Below are 19,876 nucleotides of genomic sequence, written 5' to 3'. Positions count from 1 at the left end.
CCGAGCTTATGCCTGCTCGGTGATAACCTGGCGGATACAGGCCATCAGCGCGACTGCCGCCGGTGACTGCAGGCAGCCACTGCGCTGCATGAGGCCGATGGCGCGGGCAGTGCCGGGCAGTGCCAGCGGCAGGCGTTGCAGTTCGCCGCTGGCAATCTCGTAAGCCAACTGGTGCGCAGACACCGCCGCCAGCATGTCCGAACGCACCAGCAGGCCACGGATAACCGCCAGATCAGCGCTTTCCACCACCGGCCACGGCGCTGTCAGGCCCGCGACGGCGAAGCAGTTGTCGAGCAGCTGGCGGGCCGGCGAGCCCGCCCGCGGCAACACCCAGCGCGCCTGGTGCACGCCCTTGAGCGTCAGGTGTGTGTGCAACAGCGGGTGCCCTCGACGGGCCAGCAACACCATTTCCTCGTTAATGAGCGGCTCGCCCACCAGATCGCTGGCATAGTCGTGAGGCCGCAAGGCCCCCAGCACAAAATCCACATCCCCTACCCGCAGCTCGGTTGCCAACAGGTCGAACGGGCTTTCGTTGGTCACCACCCGAACCTGTGGGTGCTGGGCCGTGAAGCGTAAAATGGCGTCCGGTAGAATGCGCGAGCGGCCCAATGGCAACGCGCCGACATGCACCACCCCGCGCAGGGTGCCTTGCATCGCGCTCAGGTCACTGTCCAGCAGGCGCAACTCGTTCAGCGCCCGGCGGATGGGGAACAGAATGTCCCGGCTGGCCACAGTGGGCTGCAGGCCGCGCGACGTGCGCACGAACAAGGGCTGTCCGCAGCCGCCTTCGAGCACTTTCAAGGCAGCACTGACCGCCGGCTGGCTAAGGCCGAAGTGCCGCGCCACGGTTTGCATGTGCCGTGTTTCACAGAGCTTCACGAACACCTGCAGGCGCCGCGCCTGAAACAGGTAAAGGGGCTCGCCCTGCGCGGTGCCCAGCAAACTCGGCACGCCGTCCAGTTCCGCCAGCACGCGCTGTGCACGCGGCAGCAGGCACTCGCCATAGTCGGTCAGGCGCATGCCATTGGCATGGCGCTCGAACAGGGGCACGGCAAAGCGCGCCTCCAGCTCGGCGATGGCGCGAGTGACCACGGACTGAGCACGGAACAGCACCTCCGTCGCCCGCGAAACGCTGCCCAGCTCGGCTACCCGGATGAACGCGCGGACTTGCATCAGGTTGGGCAGTTCGACATCGATCATAAGGGCTCCCGGCGCTCGGCTCGTGACTGCGGCGACTATGCCTCTACCCCGCTTGCCCGGCAATAAATAAAACGCATAGCCGCTGCAAATGAACGCATTAGTGCCCTGCACAGGCCAATGACATCCTGCGCCCACCCCCACTGCAGGAGCCAACGAACCATGAATACCCCACAAAAATCCGCCCTGGTGGTCAGCGCACATTCGGCCGACTTTGTCTGGCGTGCCGGTGGCGCCATTGCGCTGCACGCTGAGCAAGGTTATGCCATGCACGTGGTCTGCCTGTCTTTCGGTGAGCGTGGTGAGTCTGCCAAGCTGTGGCGCAAGGGTGAAATGACCGAAGCCAAGGTCAAGGACGCTCGCCGTGAAGAGGCCATGGCGGCGGCCGAAATCCTCGGTGCCAGCGTGGAGTTCTTCGACATCGGCGACTACCCGATGCGCGCCGACAAGGACACCCTGTTCCGCCTGGCCGATGTATATCGCCGGGTACAACCGGAGTTCGTACTCAGCCACTCCCTCAAAGACCCTTACAACTACGACCACCCGCTGGCCATGCACCTGGCCCAGGAAGCCCGCATTATCGCGCAGGCTGAAGGCTACAAGCCGGGCGAGAAGATCGTTGGCGCACCGCCGGTGTACGCCTTTGAGCCGCACCAGCCAGAGCAGTGCGAATGGCGCCCGGACACGTTCCTGGACATCACCCCGGTGTGGGACAAAAAGTATGCCGCCATCCAGTGCATGGCCGGCCAGGAACACCTGTGGGAGTACTACACCCGTGTAGCCCTGCAGCGCGGCGTGCAAGCCAAACGTAACGTGGGCATCACCAGTGCACGCAACATCGTCTACGCCGAAGGCCTGCAGAGCGTGTTCCCACGCGTGACGGAGAACCTGGCATGAGCGGGCTGATCGGCAAGACCGGCATCGTCGTGCGTAATATCCCACGCGTTGAGCCACACATCATCAATGCCCTGGGCCGGCTGGGTGTCGCCACGGTGCATGAGGCCCAAGGTCGCAAGGGGCTGCTCAATACTGCCGTGCGCCCCCTCCAGCAAGGTGTGGCGGTGGCCGGCAGCGCGGTAACCGTGCTGGTGGCCCCTGGCGACAACTGGATGTTCCATGTTGCCGTGGAGCAGTGCCGCCCAGGCGACGTACTGGTGGTGGCGCCCAGTTCGCCGTGCAGCGATGGCTATTTCGGCGACCTGCTGGCGACCTCGCTCCAGGCCCGCGGCGTGCGCGGCCTGGTGATCGATGCGGGCGTGCGCGACAGCCAGACACTGCGCGACATGGGCTTTGCCGTGTGGTCCCGCGCCATCAATGCCCAAGGCACAGTGAAGGAAGTGCTGGGTTCGGTGAACCTGCCGCTGCTGTGTGCCGGGCAGCTCGTCAATGCCGGTGACATCGTGGTGGCCGATGACGACGGCGTAGTGGTGGTGCGCCATGGCGAAGCCCAGGCGGTACTCGAAGCCGCCACCCAGCGCGCCGACCTGGAAGAACGCAAACGCCTGCGCCTGGCCGCCGGCGAGCTTGGCCTGGACATCTACGAGATGCGCCCGCGCCTGGCGGCGAAGGGCCTGCGTTATGTCGACCACCTCACCGACCTGGAAGGCTGAACATGGGCCAGACCCGCATACCCTGCCTGCTGATGCGCGGCGGCACCTCCAAGGGCGCCTATTTTCTGCATGACGACCTGCCCGCCCCTGGCCCGCTGCGTGACCGGGTGCTGCTGGCGGTGATGGGCTCGCCCGATGCCCGTCAGATTGACGGCATCGGCGGCGCCGACTCGCTCACCAGCAAAGTCGCCATCATCCGCGCTTCGCAGCGCGATGACGCCGACGTGGACTACCTGTTCGCTCAGGTGGTGGTGGACGAGGCGCGGGTGGACTATGGGCAAAACTGCGGCAACATTCTGGCCGGCGTAGGGCCGTTCGCCCTTGAGCGCGGCCTGGTGGCCGCCAGCGGCGCGAGCACACCGGTGCGCATCTTCATGGAAAACACCGGGCAGATCGCCGTCGCCCAGGTGCCGACCGCCGATGGCCAGGTGGAGTATGCCGGCGATACCCGTATTGATGGGGTGCCGGGCCGTGGGGCGGCGCTGGTGGTCACGTTTGCCGACGTGGCCGGCGCCAGCTGCGGAGCCCTGTTGCCCACCGGCAACAGCCGCGACTGTGTCGAGGGTGTGGAAGTCACCTGCATCGACAACGGCATGCCGGTGGTACTGCTGCGTGCCGAGGACCTTGGCGTGACCGGTTACGAGCCGTGCGAAACGCTGGAGGCCGACAGCGCCCTGAAAACACGCCTGGAAGCCATCCGCCTGCAACTGGGCCCACGCATGAACCTGGGTGATGTCAGCCAGCGCAATGTGCCGAAGATGTGCCTGCTGTCGACACCGCGCAACGGCGGCACAGTCAATACGCGCTCGTTCATCCCGCACCGCTGCCATGCGTCCATCGGGGTGTTTGGTGCGGTGAGTGTTGCTACGGCCTGCTTGATTGACGGGTCGGTTGCACAGGGCCTTGCCAGCGCGTCCGGCGGTGATCGTCAGCGTTTGGCGGTGGAGCATCCGAGTGGGGAATTTACGGTGGAAATCAGCCTGGAACATGGCGTGATCAAGGGGTGCGGGTTGGTGAGGACGGCGCGTTTGCTGTTTGACGGGGTTGTGTGCATCGGTCGGGATATCTGGGGTGGGCCGCAGAAGTGATTCATCAATGGTTGCTTGGGGTTTCAAAAATGAATGGACACCGCAAGTGCACTGACCAGCAAACAGAGGCTCGCGACAGCCGTTAAATGCACGCGCATCGGCAGATACCACCCAGGCACGGCTTGCGCCAGTTTGCGATCCTGCCAAAGATGGCCGACAAAACCAAAGGTCAACGCCAGACACCCCACTGGCACAGGCAGCAACGTGCCAACCCAACCGATCAGGGCCGGTATAACGCTCCACACCAGTCGCTCTTGACGCTGCTTTGCGGGCAAACCCTGCAACGTCATGGCAAACCCCCAGTGCAGGGCACCGACGAAGCTCAATATCACCGCGCCATAGCCAACCAGCATCATCGAGAAAAACGCTCGATATTCAGCCCAAAAAAGGATGAGCAGCGTCAAACCAATAAACGGCAGCAGACCGCCGTAACCCAGGACAGCGAAGCGGCTTGGAGATAACGCAGTAGCATCGGTATTCATCTGGGCGCCCCTTCGCGACGGTTCAGGACCGGACGTCAACTGTGTCGTCCAATGAGGTTCAGGAATTCGTGCCGCGTCGAGGGGGCGTCGCGAAATGCACCTAACATCACGGATGAAATCATCACCGAGTTCTGCTTCTCTACACCGCGCATCATCATGCACATATGCTTGGCTTCGATCACGACCGCTACCCCTGCGGCATCCGTGACTTCCTGCACGGCATACGCAATTTGCCGCGTGAGGTTTTCCTGTATCTGTAAACGACGGGCGAACATGTCCACCACGCGTGCAACCTTGGAAAGGCCTAACACGCGTCCTGTTGGCAGGTACGCGACATGCGCCTTGCCAATAAACGGCAGCATGTGGTGTTCGCACAATGAGTAGAGCTCAATGTCACGCACCACAATCATTTCATCGTTTTCACTCTCGAACAGAGCACCGTTCACGACCTCGTGAAGATCCTGGGCATACCCGTTGCACAAGTACTGCATCGCTTTTGCCGCACGCTGGGGTGTGTCCAGAAGCCCTTCGCGCTGCGGGTTTTCACCAATACCGACCAGGATTTCATGATAGTGCTCGGCTAACGAATGTGACATTTGGACTCCTCACCGCTACAACGGTGCCCGCCATCGGGATGTGGTAGCCAGGCCAAGTGTGGCCTCAATCGACAGAACAGCCTGTAAAGCACCGAAAACAGGGGACGTAGCGGACGCCAAGCCAGTGGCGCGACCCACAGGCCCACATCCGCAGCACGCCAACTCCACAAGGTGGCGTCCAAGCCTGTAACCCAGTGCCCGCTCGCGAACCTTCCATGCAGGCATGACCTCAGTTGCTCAACCGTCAAGCCCAACGCCCCTGCATCGAAATCATCAGCACTGATGTCAACCAGGATGAGCTTTCCCCCGGTCGATTGCCTGCGCAGGAAGGCGATCTCCCGAGCGCACAACGGGCAGGCGCCGTCAAAGTACAGGGTGAAGGGCCACTCGCAATACATGTACAACCTCTCATGCTTGTACAGGTTTTTTGTATAAGTTAGCTGAAACCAGGAAATTCGCAATGGGGGGCTGGGAGATGTTCGCCGGTGGGTTTGTATTGCCGGTGAGATCGAGCGCCGCCAAACCTCCCATGGCCGACACCTTCCACTCAAGGCCGCATGAGCGGCTCGATCCCGATCCATTTCTTAACGGGGTGATAGCAGAGCTTCAGCGGCGGAATCTGCACCTTGCGGCCCTGCACATCCAGTGCCCCCAGATGAATCGTCCACTTGGAATCTGCCTCGAACTTGTCCGTCTGAAAGATCACGTAAGCCGAGCCATAGCGCTTGTTGTTGGTCATCCTGGGAATCATCCGGTGCACTTCATCGCTGTTGATGTCATATGGCGATGGCCGGGCGGTCTTCTCATTCACCAACGGAAAGTCGTAGGTCTCGTTGATGCCCAAGTACACCTCGGGCCGCGCATTCAGGCGCGAGCCGTCTTCAAAGGTGATGTAAGCCCGACGGCTGTCGTACAGCACCGGTATCGGCGGCTCGCCACGCTTGGCATCGGTAGACGGGCGTTGGCGGTCTTTGTTGTAGGCGATCATTTGCACAAAGAATTCCTGCCGCGAGTACTTCTCGCCCGGGTACTGCACGTACAGGCTTTGCTCATAGCGCTTTTCGCCCCATAGGGCGGCGTGGTCGTAGAGGTAGGTTTCCAGGTAGAGGGTGGTCTCCCCCTGCGGGCCTGGCACTTTGAACTGGAACTCGGATTCGCAAAGGTCCGCGTAGGCGGCGCGTTCGCGTTTCCAGGGGACGCAGGCGGTCAATGAAGCGGCTGCCAGCAGCAGCATGAGAGAGAGTGTGCGTTGCAGGTTATTCCTGACCGGCCCTGGTCCAGATGCTAATGGATCAGTTTCGAGGGCTGGGTCGCGCAAGTCCATACTGACCCTTTGCCATTATCGCGATACAGACAACACACCTTGCAACCGCTCTGGAAGTGACCACAACGCCGCAACCGGATTTGCTAAGATCGCGGCCTTTCCACTGGGTGAACTGTATGTTTACCCGAGCCATCTGCAGCCTGCTGGAAGACCCGATGAACAAACTGATCCTGCCTTTCGCCATCTTCGTTAGCGTCATCATCACAGGGAAGATCGCCGAGCATTACGGCCTGGAGGGCAGCTGGAAAGTCGGCCTACTGTGCCTCGTTGCAGCTGCCGTCCAGATCGCGGTTACCCGCTTTCAGCGCCACCAGCGGCAGAAAACCGAGCTTTAAAGGGCGCGGGGCCCTCTGGATGATCACGTTATGGGGACCTTTCTTTCACCCAATTTTCACAGTGGCTTGGGCAGGATGAAGCTATCCCTACGTGATAGTACTTAGCCCGCCTCGGCGGGCTTTCTTTTGCCCGCATGTTTCCTGTCGACGTTTTGGGGAACGGGAGCGGGTCGAAAAATCAGAAATAACCCCTTCCTTGTAGGCCATTTCCCAAAGATACTCCTCGCGCCTGATTTTCGTTGCACATGGAAATAGTCAGCCCTAGTCTCGGCCTGTCGCTGCCAATTCAGCGACCGGTTTTGACAGACCGCTGACGTTGTCCTCATGTGCTCGCTTTCATGGCGGCTGTACGTGTGGGCACCCTGTGGTGCGCCGAGTGCCAACGTCTCGGTCTGTCAACCCGCGTACAGCTGCCACCATCTTGTTTGACAGCAAGGTTGAGGTAGCTCCACTTTCCGACGTTGGAGTTACGCCATGCTCAAGATCGTTCCAGATCCACCCCACCGGTCCCTCTGCCTTGAAGACACCCTGATCCAGGCCACGGATTACGCGCTTTGCGCTGCAACTGTCGTGCATCAGGCAATGCTGCTGCAGCCCAAGTCACCCGCGTCGATTCTGATGATGACCTCGATGCATGAACTGGAGACCTTGAGAGCTTTGCTCGAGTCCGCAATAGCCCAGGTGCAGATGCCCACTGAACCTCGCACTACGCACTGACGTCTCGCTGATGTACTGCCTGGGCCGGCCTCTTCGCGGATACCCTCCCCGGCACTCCCTCAGCCTTGAAGACTGCCGTGCTCCCGTAGGAGCGGGTTCACCCGCGAATAGGCCCGTACAGGCTGAAGCAATCTTGGGGAAACTGAACAATGTCCACAGAAGAAACCAAATTCACCGTCGGCAAAACCACCTTCTACCAAGGTGAAAACCAGACCCATCCCCTCTTCCGCATCGAAGCCGGCATCCCCTGCCAAAGCGCCCGTGAACAGGCGTCCGAGCTGATGGGCTATGCACGGGACATGACTCTGGATGGATTGATGGAAGATAAACCTCAGTTGATCTGGGCTTCGCACTACCTTTGCGCGTTAGCCAAGGCACTGATGGATGATGCTGAACTGGGCATGATGCGCTGAATGACTCATCATCGACTGGTTGCCTTCAAGACCTATGCGACTCCCGGTTTTGAAGGCGACTCAGCGACCTAACCCCTGCCCCTTTCTTGCTAGACGTGATCCAAGATTCAGTTCCATCGATTGCGACATCAAAGCCGAACCCTCACGCAAAGGCTCCGGTGCGCCGACTGCATGAAATCCGCTCGCTTTGTACAAGTGCATCGCCGGGCTATCTGCAATCGTCACACCAAGACGGACACATGCCGCACCGCGATCTTCAGCCCATGTGATAGCCCTCTCAAGCAAGGCACTCCCGGCTCCGAGCCCACGTGCATCAGGCGCAACCCACATCTGGAAAATCTCGACAACGCTTGACTCAACGTCGGATGCCTTGCACCACACCAAGCCACACGCCTCATTATTCCAATGAGCGAAGAAAGCTTGAGCAGTGCTGGAGCTAGCGACCGCTGATACGCGGGCTAGCCAATCATCGTCGTCCCGGACTGATTCACGCTCGTGAGTACTCGCGAACGCCTCATGAGAGTCACGTAGGGCCCGCAGACGTAGATCCCGATAAGATCGCCAATCAGATGCTGCTACAGGGCGAACAAAGAGCATACCACCTCCATTGTGCATTGCTTCAGCGAGAGCTATTGGCGTTTTAGAAGATACTCATATTATTGGATTGAACGCTGTAGCTAGGCTACTGAGGTTCGACGACCCATCGTCCGCGTAACATGCCTTTCAGCTCATCGACACTGAGGGTCATGTCGCGCTTGCGGTGGACTACCGCATGACAGTTGGCACATAACGTTACGAGGTCTGTCTCAGGATTCACAGCCTGTTCTCCACCAAATTTCGAAATAGGTACTACGTGATGAACGTGAATGAAGCCCTTTGCATGTTCGCCGTAAGCCTGCTCGAAATCAAAACCGCATGCTTTGCAGTCAAGCCCGTGAATAGCGATGGCCTTCATCCTAAGATCTTTCCGGCGTTCGTATCGGGTTCCAAAGTAGCTTGTCTTGCTGCCTTCATTAGCCGATTCAAATGTAATCGGATCGTCTTCTGACTGCGGTAGAGCAGTATCCAACCGCGGATCTAAAAGCTTCGCGTGGCTTAAGATAGCGTCGTAATCAGACTGAGAAATGAGCCGAACCCCGTCACGCCAGTAGTTACTCGCGCGGCTGCCGGGGATAGTCTCCCTGTACGCGCCGTCGATTTTGGCGGGAACAGCGCTTTCAAATGGAATGAAATTTTCAATCAAAGCAAAAAGATCACCCTTATTACTACTGCTATCTGCGTAGACCTTGCCTATACGTGCCTTGCCAAAATAGTGCGGATTGGCACAAAGACGGACCGAGGCAAAGGCTTTATCTTTGATACGCCCTTTGTAGTAAACAACCTCGGTTCCCTGAGCGAGCAAGGCTTGGTAACGCTTGGGGAAGTGATAGACAGCGCCTGTCTGGTCTTCCCACTGTGATGTATCGTTTTCAACGATGACGACGGGCATTCCATTTTCCTCTCGACTGACGGCAGAAGCCTATCAAATAAGAGGAATTTTCCTACAGCGCAGCGGAAAAAGGACAACATTCCGGCGTAATCACAGTCGCCCTAACCGCTCAAGCGAATTCTCTGCAGGGGTGGTTTTGCGTAGCTCAACGGTTTTCAAAACAGTGGTACAAGCGTCCAATCCATGCAGCCTCAGTGACGTAATCGTTTAAAAAAAGACGAAACGGCACGGCTACAGGCCGTTTCGCTCAAACCTGTCCCCAGGGGAAATTGCGTTTCTGGTTGGCTTTATGAATGCCAATTCTTTCTTGCGCGCCTTCAAGCCTGAAGAGGGATGACACCGGGCGAGTGTCGACGGCAGCACAGCCACTAAACTTGAGGGCTGATGGCAGCTTTGGCCTCAGAAGCGCTCATCACCGATAGCCGGCAAGATCAGCTCCCGTACAAACGAAGCCCCGGACAAGCGCAACAGCGCGTCGACCATAGTGACCACATCATGCACCGGTACCTGGCGCCGCTCGCCACGTGCTGCGGCTTGCGCCAATGGCGTGTTCAGGGAGTCGTCGGTATTCAAATAACCCAGTTGAAGCACGGTCACCGCCAGGTTGTCATCCCTGAAACCTTCGCGCAGCGCATCAGCCATGCCGTTGAGGGCGAACTTTGAGGCGCCGAACGCTACCTCCGGGCGCCCACTCTGGCGAAGAGCTGAGGTCGAACCGGTGAGGATCAACTGCGGCCGGGGCGCACCAAGCAACTTGGGCACCAGGCGCTTAAGCAGAAGCAGCGTGGCCGTGATGTTCACCTCGACCAGCCTGGTGATCGATTCGTCGCTGTCGTCAAGGAAGGCATAGTGCTCGCTGAAGGCGTGTTCTTCCCAGATGCCAACGTTGTAGATCAGGACATCCAGATCGGCAGGTGCCCGATCCGCGATCTGTGCTACAGCCGCCGCTGGCTTGGCAAGGTCGGCATCGACCCACTGCAGATCGATGCCCGGGGCAAGGGCCAAGTCTGACGGCTGTTTGCGTGATACGCCGATCAGCGTGTCCCCTGGCTTGCCGAGCCCTTCGAGCAAAGCCCGGCCCAACCCTCTTCCGGCGCCCACGATCATCATCTTCATCTGTTGCTCCTTTTAACTGAAATGCTCCAAGCTTCCCTAGGCCGCTCAACTCCAGCGGACATTCAGTACGACGAAGTGCAGCAGGATCCAGACCATCAACAGCAGATGGGTCAGTTGCAACCCTTCCTGGCGGATCCAGTAGCCGAACCATATCCCGCCCAGCAGCATCGCGAACAGGAACCCGAGCGTTGCGCTCAAGGCCAGGTTCAACCAGGGCCGCGCCACCTCCAAGCCGGCGCCAAGCAGCAGTTCATAGCAGCCAACCCAAGCCGCGAGAACGGCGGCTGCCTGTGTCAGCACGATGATCGACAAGGCCAAGCGATGGATGGCGTGAGAGGTCATCGCTCGCACCAGCAAAGGGAGGCTGATTCCGGGAGGTTGGGCCAGCGGCGCCATCGACATGGTCTCCCCGATCGCCCCGGCTGAGCTGGCAAAGGCCTGCAGGTTGTTGATCAGGCTGATACTCAGCCACAGGCTCAAGCCAATGCAGCAGGTGATCTGGAAAATCAGCAGTGAAGTCGGAGTGTCCATTCCGGGTCCTTTGTGAGTTCGTTTCCGAAAGCAGCGAGAGCGTCCGGACGCCACTCTAAAACCTTGACTTAACTCGAGGTCAATACCGGTTTACCAATAAGGCAGCCAGGGGCGACAACCTCAACCGTTTGTTCAAGCCGCCGGTAAGTCTTAGAAGTTTGTCGAGGTCTTGGGCGACCGACCGAGCCGCGCCGATCAACGCCACAGGTATGACCCACTGGAGGATCCGGGATAGAGCCAACCGGTTTGCTATGCTCTCTACTTCGGCTGGCCTGAAGGCGCCGAGCGTGTGCGGCATTGGCCAAGATGCTTGAGATTTTTCTATCCGCGTTTGTGAAAAAACGAACCAAGGAGTGGAGTAACAGACATGCCAGCTTGTCCCCTACCCGCTGATGAAGCACTTCGTCAGCGCACACTTGATGACATGGACTTGGTCGATACGCCGGCCGAGCATTATCTTGATACCTTGGTACGACTCACCCAAGAACTAGCCCAGGTGGAGACCGTTCTGATCAGCCTAATCGATCAGGATCGGCAGTGGTTCAAGGCTCGAATCGGCATCGAGGTAAGCGAGACGAAGCGCAATGTGTCCTTTTGCGGCTACGCGATTCTCGGTGAAGATACCTTGATGGTTTCCGACGCCAGGTGCGATTCACGCTTCGAGGACAATCCCCTCGTGCTGAACCCACCCTATATCCGGTTCTATGCGGGCCACCCGTTACGTGCCTCAAATGGAAAAGCCATTGGCACCCTGTGCATGTTCGATCCTCGGCCGCGGAAGCTCAGCGAGGCACAACAGGCTCATTTTCGGGACTTAGCCACGCTCACCGAGGGTTATTTGCAACTGCGGAGCCTAGCTCAGGTCAATCGCGCTCTGCGTGTTGAAATGGATCGCGGGCAGCGCAGGGCTTTGCTTGATCCTTTGACACAACTATGGAACCGCGGGGCGTTGGCAGCATTTCAGAACCGAGAGCTTCAATTGGCTGAGGAGCGAGGTTTACAGCTAGGTGCCGTATACGCAGACCTCGACCGTTTCAAATCCGTCAATGACGAGCATGGCCACGATGCCGGCGATAAAGTGCTCTGCGAGTGCGCCCGCCGCCTGCGGGCTACGCTTCGGCCAGATGACCTGCTGGTACGCCAAGGAGGAGAGGAGTTCGTGGCCTTGCTACGGGTTAAAGATAGCCAAGAATTAACGCAGATTGCGGAGCGCTTGCGTCAGTCAATCGGCAGCGCGCCGTTTTTGATGCCCGGCGGCCCTCGGAAGATGACCATGAGCATTGGATGCACCCTGCTCACCCAGGGTGAGCAGATTGATGATGCAATAAAGCGCGCTGACGGCGGTCTCTATGCGGCCAAACATGGGGGGCGTGACCAGGTTGTCTATGTGCCAGCGTTATCCTGAGGAAGTTAAGACTCGGTAACATGGGGCGAGACTCTCCCTATACGAGATGCGCTAGCGTATTGGCCACCCCGGTCTCCAAGTGGGTTCTCCTTCGCAAGCGTGTCGAGCCAAGGCCGCCCTGGAGGCGCTGATTCGCGCCGCCGGGGCAGTTCGGAGCTCATCCCTGAGTTTTTTTGCTGCGGTACTCGGTGGTGGTCATACCGGCGTAGCCCCAGTTATCGGTGTCGACCTCCTCGATCACGATATGGGTGAGCTCAGGTTTCTTTCCGAGCACTCGCTGCAAGGTCTCGGTGATTTCCTTGATGACCTGAGCTTTTTGATCACGGGTGACGCCGTCGCGAGTGATGCGGACGCTGACGAAGGGCATGGTATTACTCCTATGGGGTGGGGAAATCAGGGCAAGGAGGCGGGATGCCTCCCCGTTACGTTCAGCCTATTACCATTTGCCGACACTCATACCGCCGTCGACCGGCAACACCACGCCCGTGGTGAACCCGGCGTTGGCCAGGTAAAGCACAGCGTCGGCAATGTCGCTGACGCGGCCGATGTGTCCGGCCGGCTGCAGGCCGTTGAGGAAGTCGAAGCTGGCCGGATCGTGCATCGGCGTCTCGATGATGCCGGGAGCCACCGCGTTAACCTGGATGTTGTGCGACGACAGCTCCAGCGCCAGGGCGCGGGTGACCTGGTTGAGGCCCCCCTTGATCAGCACCGGCAGGGCGGCGGGCACGGCGATGTTGGGTTGCAGCGCCACGGCAGCAGTGATGTTGATAATGTGACCCTGGCGCCGCTCGATCATGTGCGCGGCGGCGGCCTGGGAGGCGTAGACCACGCCCTTGAGGTTGGTCTCCAGCATGCCTTGGATGTCTTCCGGGCTGTATTCGATGAAGGGTTTGGGCAGGAAGAAGCCAGCGTTGTTGACCAACACGTCGACCTGGCCGAAGGCGTCGATGCTGGCCTGAATCAGGCGGCGGGCGGTCTCAGGCTTGGCGATGTCGCCGGCCACGCCGATGAAGTCGGGGCTGTCCAGTTGTGCCTTGGCCTCGGCGAGGCGTCCGGCGGAGCGGGCATTGCCGACCACATTGAAGCCACTGGCGAGGAAAGCCTTGGCCAGGCCGAAGCCGATGCCGCTGGAGGCGCCGGTGATCACTACCGTTTTGCTGTTGCTCATGTCGTTTCTCCCAATCAGGTGGCGCCGAAGAGCGCCGTTGGGAGGACTATATTTTTGCTTCAGATAAGGATAAATATGGCAGCGAGAACTTCAGTTGATACATGGTGTAATCAATGCAGCGGCATTTCGACGACGTCCTACTCGGCAGCATCGAGCTGTTCTGTCTGGCGGCGGAGCTGGGCAGCTTCACCGCGGCCGGTCTCGCGGCGGGCGTGACGCCGGCAGCGGTCAGTCGCTCGATCAGCCGCCTGGAAGAGCGCTTGGGCTCCAGACTGTTCGTCCGTACCACCCGCAGCATCCGCCTGACCGAGGGCGGGCGAGGCTACTACGAACAGTGTCGTCAGGCGCTGACCCAGCTGGTGGAGGCCGAACGGGTGGTGACCGGGCAGCAGCAGGAGCCTTCGGGCACACTGCGCATCAGCCTGCCCACGACCTACGGGCACCACCGCATCCTGCCGCTGCTGCCCGAGTTTCGACGGCGCTACCCGAAGGTGCAGGTCGAAATCCACCTGGGCAACCGCAACATCGACTTTGTCGGCGAGGGCTACGACCTGGCCATCCGCGTGCGTGCACAGCCGGATTCGACCCTGATCGCCCGCCCACTGGAAGACGCCCGGCTGGTGGTGGTGGCCACTCCGGATTACTTGGAACACGCGGGCGAGCCGCAGAGCCTTGAAGAACTGGCGCGGCACGACTGCATCCAGTTCGAACTGCCCAGCAGCGGTCGGCGCATCGCCTGGCTGTTCGACGAGGAGGGCCGCGAACGAGAAGTCCTCACCGACGGCGGCTACGTCTGCTCGGACGACGTGCTCGGTGGCGTGACCTTGGCCAAGCACGGCGCGGGACTGTTCCAGACCTACCGCTTTATCGTCGAGCGCGAGCTTGCCGAGGGCTCGCTGGTCGAGGTGCTGCGGCCCTTCGCGGGCCGCTCGCGGCCGTTCACCCTGCTGTATCCCCAAGGCCGACACATGCCGTTGCGCCTGCGAGCCTTCGTCGACTTCATCATGGACAAGCGGCGCCACTGGGCCGCTGGCAGCTGAGGGGACGTATCACTCTGTATCAGTGCCATGGTGGATGCGGCGCCGATGGGCCAGCCTGTAGTTGGCCTTGGACCGATGTGCGGTTTAGCACATGTCGGCCCAGCACCGGGCCGAGCCGGTGGCATGGATGGACTCACGCTCACCTCAGGCGTACGCCACGATCTCGAACGAGGTTAAGCAGCACAACCTCAAATTCGGTGGAGCGCCTGCCTCGGCGGTCAACGACTACAGCATTCCGCTCTACACCCACGCCGATCCTGACGAGGTTGACGGCATGCGAATTCGCGGTGGTGTTACCCTGAGAAGTCACGCAAAAGTCACGCACATGAAAAAGGCCACTCCTTTCGGAAATGGCCTAAGTCATTGAAATATATGGTCGGGACGGAGTGATTCGAACACTCGACCCCTTGCACCCCATGCAAGTGCGCTACCGGGCTGCGCTACGCCCCGACTGGGCTTTGAAGCATGTTCTCAATCTTGCCGAGAACGTTGAAGAATGTACCCTAACCTCCTGATAAATGAAAGCTTTTTCTCAAAAAAATTTCCATTCATCAGAAACCCGGTTTACTTCTTCAAAACCACCAACACATCCTCCAACTCAACAATCATCTGCCGAATCAGCTGCTTGTACTGGCTGGATTCATCTTTAGCCTCATCACTGGAGAGCCTCAACCGCGCCCCGCCAATGGTGAACCCCTGGTCATACAGCAGCGCACGAATCTGGCGGATCATCAGCACATCCTGGCGCTGGTAATACCGCCGGTTCCCCCGCCGCTTCACAGGGTTCAGCTGGTCGAACTCCTGCTCCCAATACCGCAGCACGTGTGGCTTTACGGCACACAACTCGCTCACTTCACCAATGGTGAAGTAGCGTTTGCCCGGTATGGGGGGCAGTTCGTCGTTATGGCTTGGTTCCAGCATAGGCCTCAACCCGGGCCTTCAACTTCTGCCCTGGACGAAAGGTGACGACGCGCCGTGCGGTGATCGGGATTTCTTCCCCTGTCTTGGGGTTACGGCCCGGCCGCTGGCGTTTGTCGCGAAGGTCGAAGTTGCCGAAACCGGACAGCTTGACCTGCTCGTTCTCTTCAAGTGCGTGCCGAATTTCTTCGAAAAACAGCTCGACCAGCTCCTTGGCCTCACGCTTGTTAAGCCCCAGCTCCTCGTACAGCCTTTCGGCCATCTCAGCTTTCGTCAGAGCACCCATGCCGTTATTTCCTTAACGTGGTGTTCAACCTTTGTTCGAGCGAGGTGAGGATGTTTTGCAGGGTAGTGTTCACCTCATCGTCGTTAAGAGTGCGCGATGGATGCTGCCAGGTCAAGCCGACGGCAAGGCTTTTTCTATCAGGATCAATGCCTTTACCTTGGTACACATCAAACAGCCTGAGGTCTGTGAGCCATTCGCCTGCATTGTCACGAATTAATTCAAGCACCGCGCTAGAAGCCACATCACGTCCTGCGATCAAAGCCAGGTCACGACGGGTTTCCGGGAACTTGGACAGTTCGCTGAATTTCGGCAGGCGGCCTTCGACCACGTCGCCCAGCACCAGCTCGAACAGGAACACCGGGCGGTCCAGGCCCAGGGCCTTGGCCAGCTCTGGGTGAATGGCGCCGAGGTAGCCGACCAGTTTACCGTCACGCTCGATGGCAGCGGTCTGGCCTGGGTGCAGGGCTGGGTGTTTGCCGGCGCTGAAGGTGAAGTCGCTCAGGGCGCCGGAGTAGCCCAGCAGGGCTTCCACGTCGGCTTTGACGTCGAAGAAGTCGACGCCGTCGCGGCCGTTGGCCCAGCCTTCTGGCAGGCGGCTGCCGGTGATGACGCCGGCAATCATTGGCTGCTGCTGCAGGTCACCCAGTTGGCCGACAAAGCGCAGGCCGCTTTCGAACAGGCGCACGCGGTCTTGCTGGCGGTTCAGGTTGTGCTGCAGTGCCTTGACCAGGCCCGGCCACAGCGAGGCGCGCATGGCGGCCATGTCGCTGGAGATGGGGTTGGCCAGCAGCAGCGGCTCTACGCCCGGGCTGAACAGTTCGAACAGTTTCGGGTCGATGAAGCTGTAGGTGATGGCTTCCTGGTAGCCGCGGGCAACCAGCAGGCGGCGCAGGGTCGGCAGGTCACCGCGGGTTTCCGGCTTGCCCTGTGGGGCCAGGCGGGCTTGCGGGTAACGAACCGGCAGGTTGTTGTAGCCGTACAGGCGGGCCAGCTCTTCGATCAGGTCCACTTCCAGGCTGATGTCGAAGCGGTGGCTTGGTACGCTGACGGTCCACTGCCCTTCCCCGCTCTTGGTCGTGGTCAGCTCGAGGGCGTTGAGCAACTGCTCGACCTGGGCTGGGTCCATTTCCATGCCAAGCATCTGGGTGATGCGTTCGGCGCGCAGGGTGACCGGGGCTACTTGTGGCAGGTGCTGTTCGCTGACCGCTTCGACCACAGGGCCGGCTTCGCCGCCAACGATGTCCAGCAGCAACTGGGTGGCGCGCTCCATGGCTTCGCGGGCCAGTTGCGAGTCGACGCCGCGCTCGTAGCGGTGCGATGCATCGGTGTGCAGGCCGTAGGAACGGGCTTTACCGGCGACGGAAATCGGCTCGAAGAAGGCGCTTTCCAGGAACAGGTCGCGGGTTTTTTCGGTGTTCACACCGCTGTGCTCGCCACCCATGACGCCGGCGATAGCCAAGGCGCGGGTGTGGTCGGCGATGACCAGGGTGTCGGCGCGCAGGGCCACTTCCTGGCCGTCGAGCAGGACGAGCTTTTCGCCCTCTTCGGCCATGCGCACGCGGATGCCGCCGTTGATTTCTGCCAGGTCGAAGGCGTGCATCGGCTGGCCGAGTTCGAGCATCACGTAGTTGGTGATGTCGACGGCGGCGTCGATGCTGCGAACGTCGCTGCGGCGCAGGCGCTCGACCATCCACAGTGGGGTTGGCTTGCTCAGGTCGACGTTACGGATAACGCGGCCCAGGTAGCGCGGGCAAGCAGCCGGGGCGCTGACTTCGACCGGGCGCACTTCGTCATGGGCGGCCGCTACGGCTGGCACCACCGGGCGGGTGACCGGGGTGTCGTACAGGGCGCTGACGTCGCGGGCCAGGCCGGCGATGGACAGGCAGTCGCCGCGGTTCGGGGTCAGGCCGATTTCGATGCTGGCATCATCCAGGCTCAGGTACGTGCGAATGTCTTCGCCAACCGGAGCGTCGGCAGCCAGTTCCAGCAGGCCGTCGTTTTCTTCGCTGATCTGCAGTTCGGCAGCCGAGCACAGCATGCCGAAGGACTCGACACCGCGCAGCTTGGCCTTCTTGATCTTGAAGTCGCCTGGCAGTTCGGCACCGATCATGGCGAACGGGATCTTGATGCCTGGGCGGGCGTTAGGGGCGCCGCACACAACCTGGAAGGTTTCCTGGCCGCTGCTTACCTGGCACACGCGCAGCTTGTCGGCGTCCGGGTGTTGTTCGGTGGCGAGAATTTCGCCCACGACGATGCCGCTGAACTGGCCGGCAGCGGGGGTAACGCTGTCAACTTCGAGGCCGGCCATGGACAGGCGGGCGACCAGTTCGTCACGGGAGACTTGCGGGTTGACCCAACCGCGCAGCCACTGTTCACTGAATTTCATGCTGTTCTCCTGAAAGTTGCGTCGATTGGGCCTAGCGGAATTGGGCTAGGAACCGCAGGTCGTTGTCGAAGAACAGACGCAAATCGTTGACGCCATAGCGCAGCATGGCCAGGCGCTCGGCACCCATGCCGAAGGCAAAGCCCTGGAACTCTTCTGGGTCGATGCCGGACATGCGCAACACATTCGGGTGCACCATGCCGCAGCCCATCACTTCCAGCCAGCCGGTTTGCTTGCACACGCGGCAGCCGTTGCCGGAACACATCACGCACTGGATGTCGACTTCTGCAGACGGCTCGGTGAAGGGGAAGAACGATGGGCGGAAACGGACCGCCAGCTCTTTCTCGAAGAATACGCGCAGGAATTCTTCGATGGTGCCCTTGAGGTCGGCGAAGTTGATATCGCGATCGATCAGCAGGCCTTCGACCTGGTGGAACATCGGCGAGTGGGTGATATCCGAGTCGCAGCGGTATACGCGACCCGGGCACACAATGCGGATGGGCGGCTGGGTGGACTCCATGGTCCGCACCTGCACCGGCGAGGTGTGGGTGCGCAGCAGCATGTTGGCATTGAAGTAGAAGGTATCGTGCATCGCCCGCGCCGGGTGGTGGCCAGGGATGTTGAGCGCTTCGAAGTTGTGGTAGTCGTCTTCCACCTCTGGGCCTTCGGCAATGCCGTAGCCAATGTGGGTGAAGAACTGCTCGATGCGCTCGAGTGTACGGGTGATCGGGTGCAGGCCACCGGTGGCCTGGCCGCGGCCTGGCAGGGTGACGTCAATGCATTCGGCAGCCAGGCGAGCGCTGAGCTCGGCTTCTTCAAAGGCAGCCTTGCGGGCATTGAGCACAACGGTGACGCGCTCTTTGGCGTCGTTGATCAGCGCGCCGACTTTCGGCCGCTCTTCGGCTGGCAGGTTGCCCAGGGTCTTCATCACCTGGGTCAGCTCGCCCTTCTTGCCGAGATAATTAACCCGGATCTGTTCCAGGGCGTTGATGTCTTCAGCGCGTTCCACGGCCTCTAGGGCTTGGGAGACCAGCGCATCCAGGTTTTCCATGTACAGACTCCAGATACGAAAATAGGGGAAGAGCTTTGAAGGCTCTTCCCCTATCGATGACGTTCAATGCCCGGCAGCGCTAGCACCGCCGGGTGATTGTCGCGGGTACTTAAGCCAGAACGGCTTTAGCTTTCTCGACAATCGCAGCAAACGCCGCTTTTTCGTTCACTGCCAGATCAGCCAGAACCTTACGGTCGATTTCGATCGAAGCCTTTTTCAGGCCAGCAATCAGACGGCTGTAGGACAGACCGTTGGTGCGGGCACCGGCGTTGATACGAGCGATCCACAGTGCGCGGAACTGACGCTTCTTCTGGCGACGGTCGCGGTAGGCGTATTGGCCTGCCTTGATGACCGCTTGCTTGGCTACACGGAATACGCGCGAACGTGCACCGTAGTAACCTTTAGCCAGTTTCAGAATTTTTTTGTGACGCTTACGAGCGATAACGCCGCGCTTAACACGAGCCATGAGTAACTTCCTCTATCTTAACCAGAATTAACGAACGCGCAGCATGCGCTCGACTTTTGCGACGTCGGACGGGTGCAGCAAGCTGGCACCGCGCAGTTGACGCTTACGCTTGGTCGACATTTTGGTCAGGATGTGGCTCTTGAAAGCGTGCTTGTGCTTGAAGCCCGAAGCTGTCTTCAGGAAGCGCTTCGCAGCACCGCTCTTGGTTTTCATTTTTGGCATGTTGGAACTCCGCATTCGATAAAATTACACATAATCATC

At 60.0% G+C, this 19,876-nt stretch carries 26 protein-coding genes and 1 tRNA gene; 9 read left to right on the top strand and 18 right to left on the bottom strand.

Features of this window, described 5'->3' with window-relative positions; genetic code table 11:
• Positions 1-6: 6 nt before the first annotated feature.
• A complete protein-coding gene (locus V6093_RS01195) occupies positions 7-1,200 on the bottom strand; it encodes a LysR family transcriptional regulator (protein WP_332729151.1) in 1,194 nt (397 codons plus the stop codon).
• A gap of 117 nt (positions 1,201-1,317) precedes the next feature.
• On the opposite strand from V6093_RS01195, the gene galB reads away from it, so the two are divergent.
• Genes galB through V6093_RS01180 form a run of 3 tightly spaced genes read left to right on the top strand, consistent with a single transcriptional unit; the run spans position 1,318 to position 3,895 of the window.
• Positions 1,318-2,094 carry a 4-oxalmesaconate hydratase gene (gene galB, locus V6093_RS01190; RefSeq protein ID WP_110159605.1) on the top strand — a complete coding sequence of 259 codons (777 nt, stop codon included), beginning with the start codon at positions 1,318-1,320 and terminating at the stop codon, positions 2,092-2,094.
• Positions 2,091-2,807 (top strand): 4-carboxy-4-hydroxy-2-oxoadipate aldolase/oxaloacetate decarboxylase, encoded by a 717-nt coding sequence (locus tag V6093_RS01185; protein WP_047603964.1) that lies wholly within the window; start codon positions 2,091-2,093, stop codon positions 2,805-2,807. Before galB ends, V6093_RS01185 begins: the two co-directional genes overlap by 4 nt.
• A gap of 2 nt (positions 2,808-2,809) precedes the next feature.
• The gene (locus tag V6093_RS01180) at positions 2,810-3,895 is read left to right on the top strand and encodes a 4-oxalomesaconate tautomerase (protein WP_406669672.1); all 1,086 of its coding nucleotides are present in this window, start codon (positions 2,810-2,812) and stop codon (positions 3,893-3,895) included.
• Between the two features lie 23 nt (positions 3,896-3,918).
• Here the strand turns inward: V6093_RS01180 and V6093_RS01175 are convergent, their stop codons facing one another.
• The 4 genes from V6093_RS01175 to V6093_RS01160 form a co-directional block, all read right to left on the bottom strand.
• Positions 3,919-4,377, bottom strand: a complete 459-nt coding sequence (locus V6093_RS01175) for a DUF3429 domain-containing protein (RefSeq protein WP_102885237.1) — start codon at positions 4,375-4,377, stop codon at positions 3,919-3,921.
• Between the two features lie 35 nt (positions 4,378-4,412).
• On the bottom strand, positions 4,413-4,973 hold the full coding sequence (gene folE, locus V6093_RS01170) for a GTP cyclohydrolase I FolE (protein WP_019751941.1): 561 nt from the start codon (positions 4,971-4,973) through the stop codon (positions 4,413-4,415).
• Positions 4,958-5,371, bottom strand: coding sequence for a thiol-disulfide oxidoreductase DCC family protein (locus V6093_RS01165; RefSeq protein ID WP_012052868.1), 414 nt, complete (start codon positions 5,369-5,371; stop codon positions 4,958-4,960). The genes folE and V6093_RS01165 overlap by 16 nt, the downstream gene beginning before the upstream one ends.
• Positions 5,372-5,520: 149 nt before the next feature.
• The gene (locus V6093_RS01160) at positions 5,521-6,207 is read right to left on the bottom strand and encodes a hypothetical protein (protein ID WP_406669671.1); all 687 of its coding nucleotides are present in this window, start codon (positions 6,205-6,207) and stop codon (positions 5,521-5,523) included.
• Positions 6,208-6,413: 206 nt separating this feature from the next.
• Between V6093_RS01160 and V6093_RS01155 the strand changes: the two genes are divergently transcribed.
• The 3 genes from V6093_RS01155 (at position 6,414) to V6093_RS01145 (ending at position 7,762) form a co-directional block, all read left to right on the top strand.
• The gene (locus V6093_RS01155; protein ID WP_047603968.1) at positions 6,414-6,632 is read left to right on the top strand and encodes a hypothetical protein; all 219 of its coding nucleotides are present in this window, start codon (positions 6,414-6,416) and stop codon (positions 6,630-6,632) included.
• Positions 6,633-7,106: 474 nt separating this feature from the next.
• Positions 7,107-7,349 carry a hypothetical protein gene (locus V6093_RS01150; RefSeq protein WP_014860884.1) on the top strand — a complete coding sequence of 81 codons (243 nt, stop codon included), beginning with the start codon at positions 7,107-7,109 and terminating at the stop codon, positions 7,347-7,349.
• Positions 7,350-7,498: 149 nt separating this feature from the next.
• Positions 7,499-7,762: a DUF3077 domain-containing protein gene (locus V6093_RS01145; protein ID WP_003250694.1), complete on the top strand. Its 264-nt coding sequence runs from the start codon at positions 7,499-7,501 to the stop codon at positions 7,760-7,762.
• A 60-nt stretch (positions 7,763-7,822) separates the two neighbouring features.
• Here V6093_RS01145 and V6093_RS01140 read toward each other — a convergent pair whose 3' ends face one another.
• The 4 genes from V6093_RS01140 to V6093_RS01125 all read right to left on the bottom strand — a co-directional run bounded on the left by V6093_RS01140 (position 7,823) and on the right by V6093_RS01125 (position 10,898).
• Positions 7,823-8,377 (bottom strand): GNAT family N-acetyltransferase, encoded by a 555-nt coding sequence (locus V6093_RS01140; RefSeq protein ID WP_003250692.1) that lies wholly within the window; start codon positions 8,375-8,377, stop codon positions 7,823-7,825.
• Positions 8,378-8,444: 67 nt separating this feature from the next.
• The gene (locus V6093_RS01135) at positions 8,445-9,251 is read right to left on the bottom strand and encodes an HNH endonuclease (protein WP_012052874.1); all 807 of its coding nucleotides are present in this window, start codon (positions 9,249-9,251) and stop codon (positions 8,445-8,447) included.
• 399 nt (positions 9,252-9,650) lie between these two features.
• Complete coding sequence (locus V6093_RS01130) at positions 9,651-10,367, bottom strand: SDR family oxidoreductase (RefSeq protein ID WP_047603971.1); 717 nt, start codon at positions 10,365-10,367, stop codon at positions 9,651-9,653.
• A 45-nt stretch (positions 10,368-10,412) separates the two neighbouring features.
• Complete coding sequence (locus V6093_RS01125; RefSeq protein ID WP_185280202.1) at positions 10,413-10,898, bottom strand: DUF2165 domain-containing protein; 486 nt, start codon at positions 10,896-10,898, stop codon at positions 10,413-10,415.
• Between the two features lie 367 nt (positions 10,899-11,265).
• On the opposite strand from V6093_RS01125, the gene V6093_RS01120 reads away from it, so the two are divergent.
• Positions 11,266-12,303, top strand: a complete 1,038-nt coding sequence (locus V6093_RS01120) for a sensor domain-containing diguanylate cyclase (protein ID WP_108079159.1) — start codon at positions 11,266-11,268, stop codon at positions 12,301-12,303.
• 157 nt (positions 12,304-12,460) lie between these two features.
• Here V6093_RS01120 and V6093_RS01115 read toward each other — a convergent pair whose 3' ends face one another.
• Positions 12,461-12,670 carry a 4-oxalocrotonate tautomerase family protein gene (locus V6093_RS01115; RefSeq protein WP_014753565.1) on the bottom strand — a complete coding sequence of 70 codons (210 nt, stop codon included), beginning with the start codon at positions 12,668-12,670 and terminating at the stop codon, positions 12,461-12,463.
• A 69-nt stretch (positions 12,671-12,739) separates the two neighbouring features.
• The gene (locus V6093_RS01110; protein WP_047603978.1) at positions 12,740-13,471 is read right to left on the bottom strand and encodes an SDR family NAD(P)-dependent oxidoreductase; all 732 of its coding nucleotides are present in this window, start codon (positions 13,469-13,471) and stop codon (positions 12,740-12,742) included.
• Between the two features lie 113 nt (positions 13,472-13,584).
• Here V6093_RS01110 and V6093_RS01105 point away from each other — a divergent pair, with 113 nt between their 5' ends.
• Together V6093_RS01105 and V6093_RS01100 are read left to right on the top strand one after the other, a co-directional pair.
• Complete coding sequence (locus V6093_RS01105) at positions 13,585-14,511, top strand: LysR family transcriptional regulator (protein WP_406669670.1); 927 nt, start codon at positions 13,585-13,587, stop codon at positions 14,509-14,511.
• Between the two features lie 91 nt (positions 14,512-14,602).
• Positions 14,603-14,878, top strand: coding sequence for a hypothetical protein (locus V6093_RS01100; RefSeq protein WP_121783701.1), 276 nt, complete (start codon positions 14,603-14,605; stop codon positions 14,876-14,878).
• 6 nt (positions 14,879-14,884) lie between these two features.
• Here the strand turns inward: V6093_RS01100 and V6093_RS01095 are convergent.
• The 7 genes from V6093_RS01095 to rpmI all read right to left on the bottom strand — a co-directional run bounded on the left by V6093_RS01095 (position 14,885) and on the right by rpmI (position 19,837).
• Positions 14,885-14,961, bottom strand: a tRNA-Pro gene (locus V6093_RS01095).
• 114 nt (positions 14,962-15,075) lie between these two features.
• Complete coding sequence (locus V6093_RS01090; RefSeq protein WP_003250681.1) at positions 15,076-15,432, bottom strand: MerR family transcriptional regulator; 357 nt, start codon at positions 15,430-15,432, stop codon at positions 15,076-15,078.
• The gene (gene ihfA / locus V6093_RS01085) at positions 15,413-15,715 is read right to left on the bottom strand and encodes an integration host factor subunit alpha (protein ID WP_003250679.1); all 303 of its coding nucleotides are present in this window, start codon (positions 15,713-15,715) and stop codon (positions 15,413-15,415) included. Before ihfA ends, V6093_RS01090 begins: the two co-directional genes overlap by 20 nt.
• A 4-nt stretch (positions 15,716-15,719) precedes the next feature.
• Entirely contained in the window at positions 15,720-18,101 is a 2,382-nt protein-coding gene (gene pheT, locus V6093_RS01080; RefSeq protein ID WP_004574323.1) for a phenylalanine--tRNA ligase subunit beta, read from the bottom strand.
• A gap of 31 nt (positions 18,102-18,132) precedes the next feature.
• Positions 18,133-19,149, bottom strand: a complete 1,017-nt coding sequence (gene pheS, locus V6093_RS01075) for a phenylalanine--tRNA ligase subunit alpha (RefSeq protein ID WP_003250674.1) — start codon at positions 19,147-19,149, stop codon at positions 18,133-18,135.
• A 109-nt stretch (positions 19,150-19,258) separates the two neighbouring features.
• The gene (gene rplT / locus V6093_RS01070; protein ID WP_003250671.1) at positions 19,259-19,615 is read right to left on the bottom strand and encodes a 50S ribosomal protein L20; all 357 of its coding nucleotides are present in this window, start codon (positions 19,613-19,615) and stop codon (positions 19,259-19,261) included.
• A gap of 27 nt (positions 19,616-19,642) precedes the next feature.
• The gene (gene rpmI, locus V6093_RS01065) at positions 19,643-19,837 is read right to left on the bottom strand and encodes a 50S ribosomal protein L35 (RefSeq protein ID WP_003250667.1); all 195 of its coding nucleotides are present in this window, start codon (positions 19,835-19,837) and stop codon (positions 19,643-19,645) included.
• Between the last annotated feature and the right edge of the window lie 39 nt (positions 19,838-19,876).

Source organism: Pseudomonas putida group bacterium ESBL64, from assembly GCF_045277175.1.
GTDB classification, from domain to species: Bacteria; Pseudomonadota; Gammaproteobacteria; order Pseudomonadales; family Pseudomonadaceae; genus Aquipseudomonas; species Aquipseudomonas alloputida.
Note: the sequence above shows the minus strand (reverse complement) of the source record. Positions and strands in the feature narration are given on the sequence as shown.